A 16,912-nucleotide genomic window follows, 5' to 3' on the forward strand; every position below is an offset into this window, starting at 1 on the left:
CCCGGAACTTGTGTCCGGTACATCTCGCCCGGAAGGCCCTGCCTCATGCCCGGCTCACGCCACCAAGCCCACCTGCTCGCCACGGCCGTCGTCCTGTCCCTGACGCTGGCGGCCTGCTCGTCGTCGGACTCCACGTCCCCGTCGACCGACGGGAAGACGGCCAAGCCCCACGCGGGCGGTCATCTGACCTTCGCGCTGGGCTCGGACCCGATCTGCGTCGACCCGCACCAGGCGGCCACCAACGACGCGGTCTACGCCGCGCGCGGGCTGGTGGACTCGCTCACCGACCAGGACGCGGCGACCGGGAAGATCGCCCCCTGGCTCGCCACCTCCTGGGACGTGAGCCCGGACGCCTCGGCGTTCACCTTCCATCTGCGCGACGGCGCGACCTTCAGTGACGGCAGCCCGGTGGACGCGAACGCCGTGAAGGCCAACTTCGACGCCGTGGTGAAGCTCGGGGCGAAGTCGATCTTCGGATCCGGCTACCTCAGCGGCTACCGGAGCACCGAGGTCATCGACGCGCACACCGCGAAGGTCACCTTCGACCACCCCAACGCCCAGTTCCTCCAGGCCACTTCCACCACCACGCTCGGCCTGCTGGCCCCCGCGAGCCTGAAGGGCAGCGCCGAGAAGCTGTGCGCGGGGCCGCTGATCGGCTCGGGCCCCTTCACCCTGGCGAGCTACACCCCGGGACGCTCGGTGGAACTCAACCGGCGCGCCGACTACACCGGGGGCTCGGCCCTGTGGAAGCACAGCGGCCCCGCCTACCTGGACAAGATCACCTTCAAGGTCGTACCGGAGTCGGGCGTGCGCACCGGCAGCCTGGAATCCGGGCAGGTCGACGCCATCGCCGGGGTCGCGCCGCAGGACGAGGCGGGCGTCACCGGCCAGGGCGCGAAGCTGCTGTCCCGTTCCAACCCCGGCGTTCCGGTCGCGCTGAGCGTCAACACCTCGCGGCCCCAGGCGGGCGACATCGCGGTACGCCGGGCGCTGGAGGTCGCCATCGACCGCAAGGAGGTCGTCGACACCGTCCTCAGCGGCAGTTACCACCCGGCCACCAGCTCGCTGTCCAGCACCACTGACGGCTACCAGGACAACTCCAAGCTCCTCGCCCACGACCCGGCCGCCGCGGGGCGGATCCTGGACGCGGCGGGCTGGAAGCCGGGGCCCGGCGGCATCCGCGTGAAGAACGGCGCGAAGCTCGACCTCAAGGTCATTCTCGCGCCCAACTTCGGCCCCAACCAGTCCGTCCTGGAACTCGTGCAGCAGCAGGTGAAGAAGGCCGGCATCGGCCTCACCCTCAAGGTGCTGAGCATCGCCGACTACCAGGTCGCCCAGAAGAGCGGCGACTACGACCTGTCCTGGGGCAACGGCACCAGGGCCGACCCGGACATCCTGCGCACCGCCTTCTCCAGCAAGCTGCTCAACCTCTCGCACATCGACGACCCCGAGTTGCAGACGCTGCTCGACACCCAGGCCGCCGCGGCCGACCCCGCCAAGCGCGCCGCCATCGTCGCCTCGGCGCAGCGCCGCGTGCTCGAACAGGCTTACCAGATACCGGTGTTCGAGATGACCAGCGTGTACGCGCTCAGCGGCAAGGTGCACGACATCACCCTCGGCTCGTCGTCCCAGGCGCAGTTCCACGACGCCTGGCTCTCCTGAACGAAGGCGACGATGAGGACCTATCTCCTACGGCGGCTGCTCCAGGCCGTGTTCGTGCTGTGGGCCGCCTACACGGTGTCCTTCGGTGTGCTGTACCTGCTGCCCAGCGACCCGGCGACGATCATGGCGGCGGGCGGCGGCGACGCCAGTACGGTCACCCCGGCGCAGACCGAGGCACTGCGCCACCAGTACGGCCTGGACCAGCCGTTGGCCGAGCAGTACGGCACCAGGCTGCTCCATGCCCTGCACGGCGATCTGGGGCGGTCGGTGCAGAACGGTGTCCCGGTGACCCGGCTGCTCTCCCACGACCTCCCGACCACCGTCCAACTGGCCGCCAGCGCCCTGCTGCTGGCCCTGGTGCTGGGCAGCGCCGTGGCGCTGCTGGCCAGTTGGACGAGGAGCGGGCCGCTGCGCCAGCTCCTGCTCTCCTTACCCGCGTTGGGGGTGTCGGCGCCGACCTTCTGGGTGGGGCTGGTGCTGGTCCAGTTGTTCTCGTTCCGCTGGCATGTCTTCCCGGCCTTCGGCGACGAGGGCTTCGACTCCCTGGTCCTGCCGTCCGTCACGCTCGCGCTGCCCGGTGCCGCGCTCATCGCGCAGGTTCTCGCCAAGAGTCTGCGCACGGCACTGGCGGAGCCGTACGTCCAGACGGCCCTGGCCAAGGGGGCGAACCGGCGGCGGGTGCTGTTCGGACATGCCCTGCGCAACGCGTCGATCGCCCCGCTGACCCTGGTCGGCATCATGATCGGCAATCTCCTGGCCGGGGCGGTGGTCGTGGAGACCGTCTTCGCCCGTGCCGGGATAGGGCGTGAGACGGCCGCGGCGGTGACGGCCCAGGACATCCCGGTCGTCCAGGGCGTCGTCGTCCTCGGCGCCGTCACGTTCGTCCTGACGACTCTCGCCGTCGACCTGCTCCTGCCCCTGCTGGACCCGCGGATCACCGCGACGACGAAGCCGACGGTGCGGACATGACCGAACTGAGCCTCCCGGACGCGGACACCGCGGGGCCGGGCGCGGACCTGACCCGCGCCGAGCCCGCGCGGTCGCCGCACCCGCGGTCCCGGCCCCGCCGGTACGCGCGGTTCTGGCTGACGCGGCCGGGGCTGCTGCTGTCGGCGCTGCTGATCGCGGTGCTGCTGCCGACCGCGTTCTTCCCCCGGCTGCTCACCTCCCGCGATCCGCTGGCCGCGGCGCCGCGGGACAAGCTCGCGGCGCCGAGCGCGGAACACCTCTTCGGCACCGACCAGTTGGGCCGCGACGTCTTCGCCCGTGTCGTGCACGGCGCCCTGCTCACCCTCCAGGCGAGCGGGCTTGCCGTACTGGTCGGACTCGTCGTCGGGTCGCTGGCGGGGCTGCTCGCCGGCTACCTCGGCGGGGTCGTGGACGACACGCTGATGCGGCTCACCGACGTCCTGCTGTCCATTCCCGGCCTGCTGCTCTCGCTCGCGCTGGTGACGGCGCTGGGATTCGGCACCGTCAAGGTGGCCCTCGCCGTGGGGGTGACCAGCGTGTCGACCTTCACCAGGATCATGCGCGCCGAGGTACTGAAGGTCGCGGGGTCCGGCTATGTGGAGGCGGCGCGGGCCTCGGGCACCCGATGGCCCGCGGTGCTGTGGCGGCACGTGCTGCCGAACGCGGCCGGTCCCGTACTGGTCTACGCGGCCATCGACTTCGGCGCGGTCATCCTCCAGGTGTCCTCGCTGTCGTTCCTCGGCTACGGCGCGCAGCCCCCGGCGCCGGAGTGGGGTTCGCTGGTCTCGGACGGCCGCAATTACCTCGCCACGGCCTGGTGGCTCACCACCTTGCCGGGGCTGGTGATCGCGGCCACCGTGCTCGCCGCCAATCGCATCGCCCGCTCCCTCGACGGCGAAGACACGGAGGACCGATGACGCACACGACACCGACGGACGGCGCATCCCCGCCGTCCGCAGGTCCGTTGCTCGACATCCGGGGTCTGCGGATCTCCTACCGCACCCGCACCGGAACCGTGCCCGCCGTCCGCGGCGTCGACCTGACCGTCCAGCCGGGCGAAGTGGTCGCCCTGGTCGGCGAGTCGGGCTCGGGCAAGAGCACGGCGGCGCTCGCGGTGACGGGGCTGCTGCCGCGCGGCGGCTCGCTCGACGCGGGGTCCGTCCTCTTCGACGGCGCCGACGTGGCGCGCGCCGGGGAGACGGGGCTGCGCGGGCTCAGGGGCCGGGAGATCGGCCTGATCCCGCAGGACCCGATGCTGTCGCTCAATCCCGTGCGGCGGGTCGGGTCCCAGGTGGCCGAGGCGCTGCTCATCCACCGGCTAGCCGACCGGGCGGAGGCGGCCCGGCAGGCCCTCGACCTGCTCGGCGAGGCGGGACTGCCCGACCCGGTCCGGGTCGCGCGCCAGTACCCGCACGAGCTGTCCGGCGGCATGCGCCAGCGGGTGCTGATCGCCATCGCGCTGGCCGCGCGGCCCCGGCTGGTCATCGCCGACGAGCCGACGAGCGCGCTGGACGTCACCGTCCAGCGGACGATCCTCGACCACATCGACACGCTGACCCGGGACCGGGGCATCGCGGTTTTGCTGATCACCCACGACCTCGGGGTCGCGGCGGACCGGGCGCACCGGGTGAGTGTCATGTCGCGCGGCGAGGTCGTCGAGACCGGACCCGTACGGCAGGTGCTCGAAGAACCGGAGCACCCCTACACCCGCGGCCTGCTCGCGGCGGCCCCGAGTCTGGCCCGGTCGCCGGTACCGGCTCCGGCCCGGTCACGAGCCGCGTTCCGGTCCGTTCGGGAGCGGGCGTACGGAGCCGGCCCGGTCGCCGGGAAAGCGCCGCTCGTGGCCGGGGAGCCGGGCGCGGCGGAGGACCTGGTCGTGGCCGAGGACCTGGTCAAGGAGTACCCCGGCCGCCGAGCGGACCGGCGCCTCGGCGTACGGGCCGTCGACGGCGTCAGCCTGCGGGTCGGCCGGGGCGAGACCGTCGCCCTCGTCGGCGAGTCGGGCTCGGGCAAGTCGACGACGGCGCGGATGCTCGTACGGCTCACCGAGCCGACCTCCGGGCGGATCACCTTCGACGGGCGGGACATCACCGGCCTCGACGGCGGTGAGCTGCGCCGACTGCGCCGCCGTATGCAGATCGTCCAGCAGAGTCCGTACGCCTCGCTGTCCCCGCGGATGTCCGTCGCGGAGATCGTCTGCGAGCCGCTGCGGGCCTTCCGGATCGGCTCCCGCGCCGAGCGCGCCCGGCGGGCGGCGGATCTGCTGGACCTGGTCCGGCTGCCCGCCGCGTTCCTGGGCCGCCGCGCCTCCGAGCTGTCCGGCGGCCAGCGCCAGCGGGTCGCGATCGCCCGCGCGCTGGCGCTGGACCCGGATCTGGTGGTCTGCGACGAGCCCGTCTCCGCGCTCGACGTGTCGTCGCAGGCGCAGATCCTGGATCTGCTCGCCGGTCTCCAGGACCAGCTCGGTCTCAGCTATCTCTTCATCTCGCACGATCTGGCCGTCGTCCGCCAGATCGCCTCACGGATCGGCGTGATGCGGGCGGGACGGCTCGTCGAGAGCGGCACGGTGAAGGAGGTCTTCGCCGCGCCCTCCCACCCGTACACACGGGAACTGCTGGCCTCCGTGCCGGGCAGCCTCGTCCGGTGACCGGTCGTCCGTGCCCGCCCTGCGGTTCGTCGCGGGCCGGGCACGGACATTGGCGCGGGCGGTTCTAGCCCGCGCTGAAGGAGACCACCGGCGTGTAGGCGGTGCCGGCGTTGAACTCCACCTGCTGGGTGCCCCTGGGCGAGCCGAGGGCGGTCAGCGGCAGCGTCCAGGTGTACGTCGAGCCGCTGATCGTGGTGGTCGGGGCCGGTGTGGCCGCGGCCCACGCCCAGCCAGTCGAGGTGCTGCGGTAGAGGGAGCCGTTCTCGATCATGTAGTCCGCGCCGAGCGGTGAGGACGACGGCGCGGGCGCCTGGTAGCCGGTCGCGGTGTTGCCGTCGGTGTTGATGAAGACGTGATGGAAGCTCTCGGAGCTGTTGAAGGTCGCCTTGAATACGGCCGTGCCCGCCGAGGCGCACGCCGAGTACGAGGTGATGGCGCCGGAGCCCGCGGTGGTGGTGCACCCGGTGCCCCCGCCGGAGCCGCCGGTGCCCCCGGACCCGCCCGATCCGGCGGCAGCGGCCTTCGCCAGTTCGTCGGACCAGTACGCGCCGGTGGGCAGGGTGTCCCACGGATTGGGCAGGTTGTCCGGGGTGACGTACAGATAACCGGCGTTGCGCTGCTTGCTCAGTGCGACCGCGTTCTCCATGTCGGCCTGCGCCGGGGTGTCGTAGACCAGGTGCCAGAACTTGTCGGGGTTGGCGTAGTGCAGCTCCCAGTCGGGCGCGGTCCAGGAGGCGTAGACGCTGTAGGTGTTCTCGAACATCACCAGGACGTCGGCCGCCGACGCGTAGCAGGACTCGGCGGGCGAACCGGGGTTGTCGACGGTGAGGGCGCCCGGGTGGGCCTGTTTGGTGGTGGAGTTGATGCCGCTGTAGAGGTTCACGTGCGCGTCGCCCGAGCCGCAGTCGCCCAGGGCGTCGTCGAAGAAGATGCCCGCGAGGCCCGACGAGCCGTACCAGGAGTACCAGTTGGCCACGTCGGCGTTGATCTGCGCGGTCCACGCGGCGACGCTGGTCTGTCCGCCGCGGGTGGTACGCCCTGTGGTGCCGAAGTAGCCGGTGTCGACGTAGCCGAGCACCTTCGCCCCGGCTCCGGCCGCCGCGCTCACGGCCGAGGCGTAGCCGCTGTCGACCGCGGTGCCGGGCCCGTTGGAGGGGTTCGCGACGGCGATGCCGACGCGGGACCCCGCCTGGTCGATCTGGGTCCAGAAGGCGCGGCCGGCGGCGTCCGAGGGGTTGAAGTACGCGGGTACGGCCAGATGCTGCGCTCCGGCTGCCGCGCTCGCCCGGCCGGACAGCGTGCCGGACATGGTCAGCGCGAGCGCGGCGGCGACCGCCGCGCTCACGGCGGCCCTGGTCCGGTGCGCGGCGGTGAGGCGATGCCGCGACCGGGTGCGTGCGAGTGATCGGATGAGGGACATGTGATCCCCTTTCGACGGTGGGGGGTTGCGTGAACAGGGGGTGGGATCAGGGGGTGGGACCAGGGGGACAGGAAGCGTCAGCCCTTGACCCCGGTGTGCGCGATTCCCTGCACGAACTGCCGTTGCAGGAGCACGAAGACGGCGATGACCGGGAGCGAGGCGAGCAGCGATCCGGCCATCAGCACGGGGTAGTCGGTCTGGAACTGCCCCTGGAGCGAGGCCAGTCCGGCGGACAGGGTCATCTTGTCCGGGTCGGTGTTGACCACCAGCGGCCAGAACAGGTCGTTCCAGGACCACAGCAGCGCGAGGACCGCCAGCGCGACGAGTCCGGGGCGGACCAGCGGCAGCATCACCGACCAGTAGATCCGCCAGGGCCCCGCGCCGTCGATGCGCGCCGCCTCCTCCAGCTCCTTCGGCAGGGCCAGGAACGACTGCCGGAGCAGGAAGACGCCGAACGCGCTGAACATGCCGGGCAGGATCAGCGCCTGGAGGCTGTTGAGCCAGCCGAGGTCGGACATGATCTGGTACTGGGGGATGATGAACAGTTGCGGCGGCACCATCAGCACCGACAGGAACAGCCCGAAGAGCATCCCGCGGCCGGGGAAGCGCAGCCGCGCGAACGCGTAGGCGGCCATCGGGCACAGCACGACCTGGCCGAGCGTCCGCCCGAGCGACATCAGCAGCGTGTTGAGAAACTGCCGGCCGAACGGCAGCAGGTCGAAGACCTTGCCGTAGTTGTCCCAGTGGCCGCCGGGCAGCGGCGACGGCGGCACATGGGTCGCGTCGCTCAGCGACTTCAGGGAGGTGACGATCTGCCAGAGGAACGGCGCGACCATCGCCAGCGACGCCGCGATCAGCACGGTGTGCACCAGCGGATGACGTCCGCGCCGGGAGCGGCGGGCGGGCCGGTCCGCGGCCCGGTCGGCCGTGTGGACCTCAGCCATAGTGCACCCACCTCTTCTGCATGCGGAACTGAAGGGCCGTCAGCGCGACGATGATCAGCAGCAGGACCATCACGATCGCCGCCGCGTAGCCGCGGTCGTTGGTGACGAACGCGCGGTCGTAGAAGAGCTGCACGACCGTCTCCAGGCGCGGGAACGCCGGGTTGGAGCGGGCCGCGGCGCCCGATCCGGCCATCACGTAGACCAGGTCGAACAGTTGGAGCGAGCCGATGACCGAGATCACCGAGACGAAGAACGCGGTGGGCGACAGCAGCGGCAGGGTGACCGAGCGGAACTGCCGCAGCGGGCCCGCGCCGTCGATCTCCGCGGCCTCGTAGTACTCGCGCGGGATCGCCTGCATCCCGGCCAGGAAGATCACCAGGTTGTAGCCGATGCTGCTCCACACGCCCACCACGACCAGGGCGTACAGCGCCACCCGAGGGTCGGCCACCCAGTTCGGGCCGTCGATGCCGACCAGCGACAGCAGGTAGTTGATCAGCCCGTAGTCGCCGTTGTAGAGCCAGCGCCACACCATGCCGATCGCCACCGGCATGGTGACCACCGGCAGGAAGAACAAGGTGCGGTAGACGCCGAGGCCGCGCAGCCCCCGACGGTTGAGCAGCGCCGCGAAGACGATCGCCAGCGGGATCGACAGCAGTCCGAGCCCGGTGTAGGCGAGGGTGTTGACCAGCGCCCGGCCGAACTCGCCGTCGTGCAGCATCCGGTGGTAGTTGTCCAGCCCGCTCCAGGTGTGGCCGCCGAAGGCGCCCCAGCGGGTGAACGAGAAGTACGCGGTCTGCACGACCGGCCACAGGTAGAAGACCGCGAGGCCCAGGCCGGTCGGCGCGATGAAGGCGTAGCCCCACAGCGCCTCGGTGACGCGGTCGCGGCGCGGTCGCCGGAAGCGGCCGGGCAGCCGTGACAGCCGCCCGGTCCCCGGCCGGGCGCCGGTGGCCGCCTGCAGGTCCCCGGCGGCGCCGGGGGTGGACGTGAGGGTCATGTCACTCCTTGGCGAGCAGGTCGTCCATCGCTGCGGCCAGCCCGCGCGCCGCCTGGTCCACCGGCTCCTGGCCGTTCCACGCCTTGGTGAGATACGTCAGCTCGGCCTCGTTCCAGGCGGCGGTGTTCTTCGAGACCGGGTACGGGACGCCGTACGGCACCTCGTCGAGGAAGGTCTGGAGGTGGAACTGCGGGTAGGCGGCGATCCAGGCGCCCTGCGTGCCGTTGTACGCCGGCATCGCGCCGGACTTGGCCAGGATCTCGGCGGCCGGCTCGGAGCCGAGGAAGTTCACGAACTGCCATGCCTGGTCGGCGTGTTTGGTCCGCGCCGAGACCACGTTGGCGAGGCCGTGGATGATCGTGGCCCGCTTCTCGCCCGTGGGCAGCGGGGCGACGTCGACCCGGTCCTTGGTGTAGGCGTTGCCGCCGAATTCCAGGGAGTCCCAGGAGCCGCCCCAGTACATCGCGAGCTTGCCCGCCTCGAAGAGCTGGAGCGGCGCGGTGTCCGTCATGGTCTTCAGGTCGGGCGACTGCTTCTTCTGGATCAGGTCGGTCCAAAAGCGCAGGCCCTCGATCGTCTTCGGATCGGCGTAACCGGACTTCTTGCCGTCCGGTGAGATCACATAGCCGCCGGCCTGGGCGATGGTGTTGTACTGGTACTCCTGGAAGCTGGTCAGCTCCGCGCCGGTGGCGTACTGGCCCTTGCTCGCGTCCGTCAGCTCCGCGGCCGCCTTCCGGAAGTCGCCCCAGGTCCAACCGGCCTTCGGGTAGGGGACCTTGGCGGCGTCGAAGAGCGTCTTGTTGTACCAGACGCCGACCGTGTCCAGGTCCTTCGGCAGTCCGTAGTGCTTGCCCTGATACGTGTACTGGTCGACCAACTGCTTGGGGTAGGCGGACAGGTCGGTCCTGTCCTTGGCGATGCCGTCGTCCAGCGGGCGGATCACGCCGTTGGAGGCGTAGAGCTGGAAGTTGGGGCCGTTCATCCAGAAGACGTCAGGGGCGGCGCCGCCGGTGGCAGCCGCCTTGAGCTTGGTCCAGTAGTCGGCCCACGGGGTGAGCTGGACCTTGACCGTGATGCCGGGGTGGGTGCGGGTGAACTCGCGGCCGAGCTGCTCCATGGCCGTCTTCTGCGTCGCGTCCCACACCCCGTACGACAAGGTGACCTTGCCGCCCGAACCGCCCGCGCCCGAACCGCCCGCGTCCGAGCCGCTCCCGCCCGACGAACAGGCCGAGGCGGCCAGCACCACCCCGAGCGCCACCGCACACCATCGCACCGACTTCCGCATACCGGGCCCTCCCAGGATCCACACGCCCCGGCGGTGGACCGTCAGCCGGAGTCGTCGAGTGGCATTAATCATGGAGTCCATGGAAATTAAGTCAAGACCCGTGAGATGAAGAATTCCTCTCAGCGGTCTCCGCGCCCGGTCAGACGCGGCGGGAGAAGTGCTCCACGCCGCCCAGTTCGTGCCGTTCGCGCAGTTGCCGGTCCACGTGGTCGAGGGCCAGCCGCAGCGCGCCCAGCGCCACCCCCTCGTCGCCGAACTCGGAGATGCGCACCTCGGGCGTGCGGATGCACCAGCGGTCCAGCTCGCGCCGCAGCGGCTCCGCGATCAGGTCGGCCGACCGGGAGAAACCGCCGCCGATCACGACCAGTTCGGGGTCCAGGGTCAGCACCAGCGCCGCCGTCCCGACGGCCACGTCCCGCACATAGCGCCGCACCACCGCCGCCGCCTTGCGGTCGCCCGCGCGCGCCGCCTCGAACACCGCCTCGGCCGCGGCCTCCTGGTCAACCGCTGTGTCCGCGTGCGCTCCCGCGCCCCGCCCCTGTCCCTGCCCCTGCCCCGACGACCCGGTGCGCTCCCGCGCGGGACCGGCCTGCGGCGGCCACGCGCGCAGGTGCTCCTGCGCCCTGATCCAGCCCGAGGCGGGCAGTGCTCCGATCTCTCCGGCCGCGTTGCCGAAGCCGCGGTGCAGCTTGCCGTCGATGATCAGCCCGGCGCCGGTCCGCAGACCGGCGAGGATCACCACCACGTCCTTGGCGTAACGCGCCGCCCCGCACCACGACTCGGCCAGCGCGGCCAGCTTGCTGTCGTTCTCGACCAGCGCCGGGCCGCCGACCAGGCGGCGCAGATGCGCTCCGACGTCCACGCCGGTCCACTCCGGCAGCGCCTCGGAGAGCATCACCCTGCCCGCGCCGTCCACCAGTCCGGTGGTGGCCACGCCCGTCGCCCACAGGTCGCCGGTGGTCAGGCCGCCGCCCGCGAGCGCTCCTGCCACCGCGCCGTCCAGCGCGGCCAGGCGCTCCTTGCGGCCCATGGCCGGCGCCACCGCGACCCGGGCGCTGTGCAGCACCGTTCCGTCCAGGTCCGCCACCAGCGCCAGGATCTTGTGGCCGCCGATGTCCACGCCGAGCACACGGCCCGCGTCGGCGCGGAACCGGAACCGCCGGGCGGGCCGGCCCACCATCCCGGCCGCGGCGGGCACCTCGGCCAGCCAGCCGTTGTCCAGCAACTCGCGCACCACGTCCTCCGTGGAGGCGCGCGACAGCCCGGTCCGCCGGGACAGCTCGGTCAGGGTCATCGCCGGTGCGGACCTCAGCTCCCCCAGCACGGCGAGGGAGTTGAGCTGCCGGAGCCGGGAGAGGTCGCCGCCGCTCGGAGTCTCGGTCACGACGTCCCCTTGAGTTTGGTTGCTGCGCGCTTAATAATGAGAGAGTCCATGATAAATAGGAAAGGATCCTATGTCTCGGGTGACTCTAGCTCTCGTCGGCGCCGGGCTGCGCGGACAGACCTACGCACGCCACGCGCAGGTCACCGGCACAGGGCGGGTGGTGGCACTGGCCGAACCCGATCCGGTGCGGCGCGCCGCCGCGGCCGAGGAGTTCGCCGTCCCGCAGGACCGGGTGTACGCCGACTGGTCGGAACTGGCGGCGGCGGGACGGCTCGCCGACGCCGCGATCGTGGCCACCCAGGACAGACAGCACACCGAACCGGCCGTCGCGCTGGCGGACCTCGGCTATCACGTGCTCCTGGAGAAGCCGATGGCCACCACCGAGGCCGAGTCCGCGGAGATCGCCGAGGCGGCCGAGCGGAACAAGATCATGCTCGCCGTCTGCCATGTCCTGCGGTACACCCCGTACACGCAGACGCTCAAGCGGATGCTGGACGAGGGCGCGATCGGCCGACTGGTCAGCGTCCAGCACCTGGAGCCGGTCGGCTGGTGGCACCAGGCGCACTCGTTCGTCCGGGGCAACTGGCGCCGCTCGGACACCTCGGCGCCGATGCTGCTCACCAAGTCGTGCCACGACATCGACTGGCTGGTGTACCTCTTCGGCCGCTCGCCGCGCCGGGTCAGCTCCTTCGGCAGTCTCACCCACTTCCGGGCCGAGGCCGCCCCCGCGGGCGCCGCCGCGCGCTGCACCGACTGCCCGATCGAGAGCACCTGTCCGTACTCGGCCAAGCGCCTGTACCTGGACTGTCTGGAGGACCCCGAGCGGCGCTACTGGCCGCTGTCCGCGGTCACCGAGGACCACACCGAGGCCGGTGTCCTTCAGGCGCTGCGCACCGGTCCCTACGGGCGCTGCGTCTACGCGTGCGACAACGACGTCGTCGACCACCAGGTGGTCTCGATGGAGTTCGACGACGGCGCCACCTGCTCGTTCACGATGAGCGCCTTCACCCCGCAGGAGCACCGCAGGACCCGGCTGCTGGGCACCCACGGCTATCTCGACGGCGACGGCGTCACCATCAGGACGGTCGACTTCCGTACCGGCGAGGAGGGCGTCGTGGACACCAGCACCACCGCGGGCGCCTCGGCCGCGGACGGTCACGGCGGGGGTGACGAGGCGCTGATGGACGCTTTCCTGGAGGCGGTCGCCACCGGAGACGGCGGCGTCCTGAAGTCCGACGCGGCGGCGAGTCTGGCCAGCCACCGCGTGGTGTGGGCCGCGGAGGAGGCCAGGACGACCGGCACCGTCGTCGCGCTCGCGTCCGCGGTCTGAGGAGCCGCGCCCCGGAGAAAACCGGCCCGTGCCCCGGAGCAGACGGGCCCGCGCCCCGGAGCAGGCCGGCCCGCGCCCCGGAAAAACCGCACGGCGCCCCCGGACACGACCGGCCCGCGCGCCACCGCCGGTCAGTCGGCCACCGGACGCCGCACCCCCGTCGTGGACTCCCCCACCTCCAGCCGGTACGGGGCCACGTGCACCGCGTGCCCCGGCGGGGTCGCCGCGCCGATCCGGCCGGCCAGTGACGTGACGGCCAGCGAGGCGATGGCCGCTTTGTCGGGCACCACCGTCGTCAGCGAGGGAGTGGCGTAACGGCCCTCCTCGCTGCCGTCGACGCCGGCGACGGCGACGTCCCCGGGCACGGCGAGACCGGCCTCGTGGAAGGCGCGGATCGCGCCGACGGCCAGCATGTCGTTGAAGCAGAACACCGCGTCCGGGCGGCTCCCGGCGGGCAGGGCGGCCAGCGCGCGGCCCGCCCGCAGCCCGCTGCGCCGGTCGAACTCCTCGACCCGCGGCGCGAGTCGGGGGTCGAAGGACAGACCCGCCGCGTGCAGGGCGAGTTGGAAGCCCTCCAGGCGCTGCCTGCTGGTCGCCGAGCCCTGCCGGTCCACGCCGACGACGGCGAGCCGGGTCCGGCCGAGCGAGACCAGGTGGGCGGCGGCCTCACGGGCGGCGGCCACATTGTCGATCAGGACGTGGTCGGCGTGGAGTTGCTCCCGGCCGTCCTCGCGCTCGCCCAGCAGCACCAGCGGGAAACCGGCCGTGGTGGCGGCGAGTTGGTCGAAGGGCACCCGGAGCGGGGAGAGGATCACGCCGTCGAGCAGGGCCGCGCCGAGCCCGGTGGCCAGCCGCAGCTCCTCGCGGGGGTCGCCCAGCGTCTCCTCGATCAGGACGGTGAGACCGATCCGGGACGCCTCGGTCCTGACGTGGTGGGCGAGTTCGGCGAAGTAGGGCGTGGCCAGGAACGGCACCGCCAGAGCGATCAGCCCGCTGCGGCCGGTGCGCAGCCGTACCGCCGACGGGTTCGGACGGTACCCCAGTTCGCTCACCGCGACCATGACGCGCTCTCGGGTGGCGGGGGCCACTCTCGACATTCCGCGTACAACGTTGGAAACAGTCTTGACTGAGACGCCCGCACGATCGGCGACGTCCTTGAGCCGCACTGCTGTCACGTACCCGCCCTTCTCGGAGACGCCTCATTGTAGGGCAGTTCAACGCAGAGCGTCCCGCAGACGCGTGCAGGCGGCAGTCGTCCGCGCCCAAAGGGTTGACCGCCAGGACACACACTGGTTACAACGTTGGAACAGCCGGGCGAAGGAACCACTGGCCGACCCTGCCGGGGTCTGCGTGCGCCCGGACGCCGTGGGCGCGTGGCGGACCGCCGTCGCGCCCCCGGCGGTCGAGCGGCGGCCGGACAGCCCGTTTCCGCGCCACCGCCCGTGACGTACGCCAGCCTCACGAGAGGGCCCGCATGTCCCCGCACCGCCCGAATCTCCCGCTGCGCACCGCCGTGGTGGGCACCGGATCCATCGCCCGAGGAAGTCACCTGCCCGCGCTCGCCGCTGTGGCGGCGGAGGGCTCGGTGGAGATCGTCGCCGTGGTCGACGTCGCCGAGGAGGCGGCCCGCGCCGCCGCCGAGGAGTTCTCCGTGCCGGGCGCCTTCACCGACCTCGACACCATGCTCGGCGAGGTGCGCCCCGACCTGGTCGTCCTCTGCACGCCGCCCTCGCTCCACCGGGAGCAGGCCGTCGCCGCGCTGCGGACCGGCGCCCATGTGTGGTGCGAGAAGCCGCCGTGCCCCTCGCTCTCCGACTACGACGCGGTGACGGCCGCCGCCGAGCGGGGCCCCGGCGCCCCGACCGCGGCCTTCGTCTTCCAGCACCGGTTCGGCTCCGGCGCCCGCCACGTCCGCGAACTGCTGCGCGAGGGGGCCTTCGGACGGCCGCTGGTCGCGCACTGCCAGACCACCTGGTACCGGGGCGCGGACTACTACGCCGTGCCGTGGCGCGGCCGTTGGGACACCGAGGGCGGCGGTCCCGCCATGGGGCACGGCATCCACCAGAACGACCTGCTGCTCGACCTGCTGGGCCCGTGGCGGGAGATCCGCGCGATGGCCGCCCGGCTGGTGCACGACGTGCAGACCGAGGACGTCTCCACCGCCCAGGTCCGGTTCGCGAGCGGCGCGGTCGCCACTGTCGTCAACAGCGTGCTCAGCCCCGACGAGGTCAGCCGGATACGGATCGACTGCGAGCTGGCGACCGTCGAGCTCACCCATCTCTACGGCTACCGCAACGCCGACTGGCGGATCACCCCGGCCCCCGGCGTCCCGGCGCGGACGGCACGGGCCTGGAACGACTTCGGCCCCGACGAACCCAGCTCCCACCTGGCCCAACTACGCGCCCTCGTCGCCGACATCCGGGCCGGAACCCCGCACCCGACCGGCGGCGAAGGCGGCCGCGGGATCGTGGAGTTCACCGCCGCGCTCTACAAGTCCGCCTTCACCGACGCCACCGTCCGGGCGGGCGAGATCGGCCCCGACGACCCGTTCTACGCCGCCATGCACGGCGGTGAACCCGACCGGCTGCCGGTCGGCGCCCGCGAGGAGGAGCAGGCCGCATGACGCTGTCGCTGACCCACGTCCACGACGACCGGATCACCGTGACCCACCGGGCCACCGGTACCGAGCTGTTCGCCTACGTGTACCGCCCGGAGGCCGCCTGGGAGGCGCCGAAGCCGTACCTCCACCCGATCCGCACCCTCGGCGGTGGTCTGGTCACCGACTACCGCCCGAACGACCACCGTTGGCACAAGGGCCTCCAGCTCACCGCCTCGCACCTGTCGGGTCAGAATCTGTGGGGCGGCAACACGTATGTGCACGGCGAGGGGTACGTGGCGCTGCCCGAGCGGATCGGCTCGATGGCGCACGTCGGCTTCGACGAGGTGTCGGCGGGTCCCGACGGCGTGGTGATCGCCGAGCGCCTGACCTGGCACCCGTACGACGGCTCGCTCTGGGCCGAGGAGGACCGCAGGATCGAGGTCACCGCCGAGGAGGGCAGTTGGACCCTGACCTGGTCCTCGGCCGTCACCAACCGGCGCGCCGAGCCGTTGCGGTTCGGCAGCCCCACCACCGCCGGGCGGCCCGACGCCGGTTACACCGGGCTGTTCTGGCGCGGGCCGCGCGCCTTCCGCGACGGGCACGCCTTCACCGCGGACGGCGACAGCGCCGAGCGCGACCTCATGGGTGAGCAGGCGCCGTGGCTCGCCTACAGCGGCGAGCACGACGGACGCGACGGACACGCCACCGTCGTCTTCGAGCACGCGCCGGGCAACGACCACGCGGGCGAGAAGGGCACCCACCCCGCGCACTGGTTCGTGCGCACCGACCCGTTCGCCGCGGTCGCCCCGTCCTTCGCCTTCCACGAGGAGCTGGTCCTGGCGCCCGGCGAGGTCCTGGACCGTACGTACCGCGTCCATGTCGCCGACGGCGCCTGGGACCGTGCGGCGGTCACCGCCCATCTGGAGCGGCACCCGTGGTGACGGCGGGCTACGACGGGTTCCCCGGGGCGGTCGCGGTCTCCCGGCTGAGCGTCTACGACTGGCCGACCGTGGACGGCAGGCCGGGCGGCGGCACCCCGCACCTCCATCTGACGTGCAGCGAGGGGTACGTGGTGACCGACGGCGAGGGCGCCGTGCAGACCCTGACCGCCTCCGGGTTCGAGGAGACCCCGCTGCGCGCGGGCACCGTGGCCTGGTTCACCCCCGGCACCATCCACCGGCTGGTCAACGAGGGCGGGCTGCGGATCACCGTCGTGATGCAGAACGGCGGACTCCCCGAGGCGGGCGACGCCGTCCTCACCCTGCCCCCCGACCGGCTGACCGACCCCGAGGTGTACGCGGCGGCGGTCCGGCTGCCGACGAGTGGGAGCGAGCGGGAGCTGGTCGGCGCGGCGCGGGCCCGCCGTGACCTCGCCACCCGCCGTTTCCTCGATCTGCGCGACGCGCTCGCCGCGGGTGATCCGGAGCCGCTGGCCGCCTTCCACCGCGCGGCGGCCGAGCTGGTGCGGCCACGCCTGGCCGACTGGGAGCGGCGCTGGCGCGAGGGCGCCCACGCGGCGGTGACCGCCACGCACGACCAGTTGGCCGCTCTCGGTGACGGCGACGCGCGCCATCTGGCCGACGCCCGTACCCACGCGAGCGGACCCGCCGCGACCGGACGGTTCGGGATGTGCGGCCGTCTCGACGTCTACCACGACGGGTGAGCCGAACGGCCC

At 72.3% G+C, this 16,912-nt stretch carries 14 protein-coding genes; 8 read left to right on the plus strand and 6 right to left on the minus strand.

Annotated features, from left to right (window positions below):
- Positions 1-45: 45 nt before the first annotated feature.
- The 4 genes from ACIQCJ_RS32005 to ACIQCJ_RS32020 are packed head-to-tail and all read left to right on the plus strand — an operon-like array spanning position 46 to position 5,278.
- Entirely contained in the window at positions 46-1,662 is a 1,617-nt protein-coding gene (locus tag ACIQCJ_RS32005; RefSeq protein WP_391051266.1) for an ABC transporter substrate-binding protein, read from the plus strand.
- A 12-nt stretch (positions 1,663-1,674) separates the two neighbouring features.
- The gene (locus ACIQCJ_RS32010) at positions 1,675-2,631 is read left to right on the plus strand and encodes an ABC transporter permease (protein ID WP_355335481.1); all 957 of its coding nucleotides are present in this window, start codon (positions 1,675-1,677) and stop codon (positions 2,629-2,631) included.
- Complete coding sequence (locus tag ACIQCJ_RS32015; protein ID WP_402713287.1) at positions 2,628-3,548, plus strand: ABC transporter permease; 921 nt, start codon at positions 2,628-2,630, stop codon at positions 3,546-3,548. Before ACIQCJ_RS32010 ends, ACIQCJ_RS32015 begins: the two co-directional genes overlap by 4 nt.
- Complete coding sequence (locus tag ACIQCJ_RS32020; protein ID WP_402713288.1) at positions 3,545-5,278, plus strand: dipeptide ABC transporter ATP-binding protein; 1,734 nt, start codon at positions 3,545-3,547, stop codon at positions 5,276-5,278. The genes ACIQCJ_RS32015 and ACIQCJ_RS32020 overlap by 4 nt, the downstream gene beginning before the upstream one ends.
- 64 nt (positions 5,279-5,342) lie before the next feature.
- On the opposite strand, the gene ACIQCJ_RS32025 is transcribed toward ACIQCJ_RS32020, so the two are convergent.
- The 5 genes from ACIQCJ_RS32025 to ACIQCJ_RS32045 all read right to left on the minus strand — a co-directional run bounded on the left by ACIQCJ_RS32025 (position 5,343) and on the right by ACIQCJ_RS32045 (position 11,308).
- Positions 5,343-6,698 carry a spherulation-specific family 4 protein gene (locus tag ACIQCJ_RS32025; RefSeq protein ID WP_402713289.1) on the minus strand — a complete coding sequence of 452 codons (1,356 nt, stop codon included), beginning with the start codon at positions 6,696-6,698 and terminating at the stop codon, positions 5,343-5,345.
- Between the two features lie 77 nt (positions 6,699-6,775).
- A complete protein-coding gene (locus tag ACIQCJ_RS32030; protein WP_402713290.1) occupies positions 6,776-7,642 on the minus strand; it encodes a carbohydrate ABC transporter permease in 867 nt (288 codons plus the stop codon).
- Positions 7,635-8,639 carry a carbohydrate ABC transporter permease gene (locus ACIQCJ_RS32035; protein ID WP_402713292.1) on the minus strand — a complete coding sequence of 335 codons (1,005 nt, stop codon included), beginning with the start codon at positions 8,637-8,639 and terminating at the stop codon, positions 7,635-7,637. Before ACIQCJ_RS32035 ends, ACIQCJ_RS32030 begins: the two co-directional genes overlap by 8 nt.
- Position 8,640: 1 nt before the next feature.
- On the minus strand, positions 8,641-9,897 hold the full coding sequence (locus ACIQCJ_RS32040) for an ABC transporter substrate-binding protein (RefSeq protein ID WP_401854745.1): 1,257 nt from the start codon (positions 9,895-9,897) through the stop codon (positions 8,641-8,643).
- Between the two features lie 166 nt (positions 9,898-10,063).
- A complete protein-coding gene (locus ACIQCJ_RS32045) occupies positions 10,064-11,308 on the minus strand; it encodes an ROK family transcriptional regulator (RefSeq protein ID WP_402713294.1) in 1,245 nt (414 codons plus the stop codon).
- A 70-nt stretch (positions 11,309-11,378) separates the two neighbouring features.
- Between ACIQCJ_RS32045 and ACIQCJ_RS32050 the strand changes: the two genes are divergently transcribed.
- Complete coding sequence (locus ACIQCJ_RS32050; protein ID WP_355335498.1) at positions 11,379-12,638, plus strand: Gfo/Idh/MocA family oxidoreductase; 1,260 nt, start codon at positions 11,379-11,381, stop codon at positions 12,636-12,638.
- A gap of 131 nt (positions 12,639-12,769) precedes the next feature.
- On the opposite strand, the gene ACIQCJ_RS32055 is transcribed toward ACIQCJ_RS32050, so the two are convergent.
- Positions 12,770-13,813, minus strand: coding sequence for a LacI family DNA-binding transcriptional regulator (locus ACIQCJ_RS32055; protein WP_402713297.1), 1,044 nt, complete (start codon positions 13,811-13,813; stop codon positions 12,770-12,772).
- Between the two features lie 299 nt (positions 13,814-14,112).
- Here ACIQCJ_RS32055 and ACIQCJ_RS32060 point away from each other — a divergent pair, with 299 nt between their 5' ends.
- Genes ACIQCJ_RS32060 through ACIQCJ_RS32070 form a run of 3 tightly spaced genes read left to right on the plus strand, consistent with a single transcriptional unit; the run spans position 14,113 to position 16,900 of the window.
- Entirely contained in the window at positions 14,113-15,261 is a 1,149-nt protein-coding gene (locus tag ACIQCJ_RS32060; RefSeq protein WP_402713299.1) for a Gfo/Idh/MocA family protein, read from the plus strand.
- Entirely contained in the window at positions 15,258-16,178 is a 921-nt protein-coding gene (locus ACIQCJ_RS32065; protein WP_402713301.1) for a PmoA family protein, read from the plus strand. Before ACIQCJ_RS32060 ends, ACIQCJ_RS32065 begins: the two co-directional genes overlap by 4 nt.
- Positions 16,172-16,900, plus strand: coding sequence for a cupin domain-containing protein (locus ACIQCJ_RS32070; RefSeq protein ID WP_402713303.1), 729 nt, complete (start codon positions 16,172-16,174; stop codon positions 16,898-16,900). Before ACIQCJ_RS32065 ends, ACIQCJ_RS32070 begins: the two co-directional genes overlap by 7 nt.
- Positions 16,901-16,912 lie beyond the last annotated feature (12 nt).

The sequence above is a fragment of the Streptomyces sp. NPDC093221 genome, from assembly GCF_044753885.1.
Classification (GTDB): Bacteria; Actinomycetota; Actinomycetes; order Streptomycetales; family Streptomycetaceae; genus Actinacidiphila.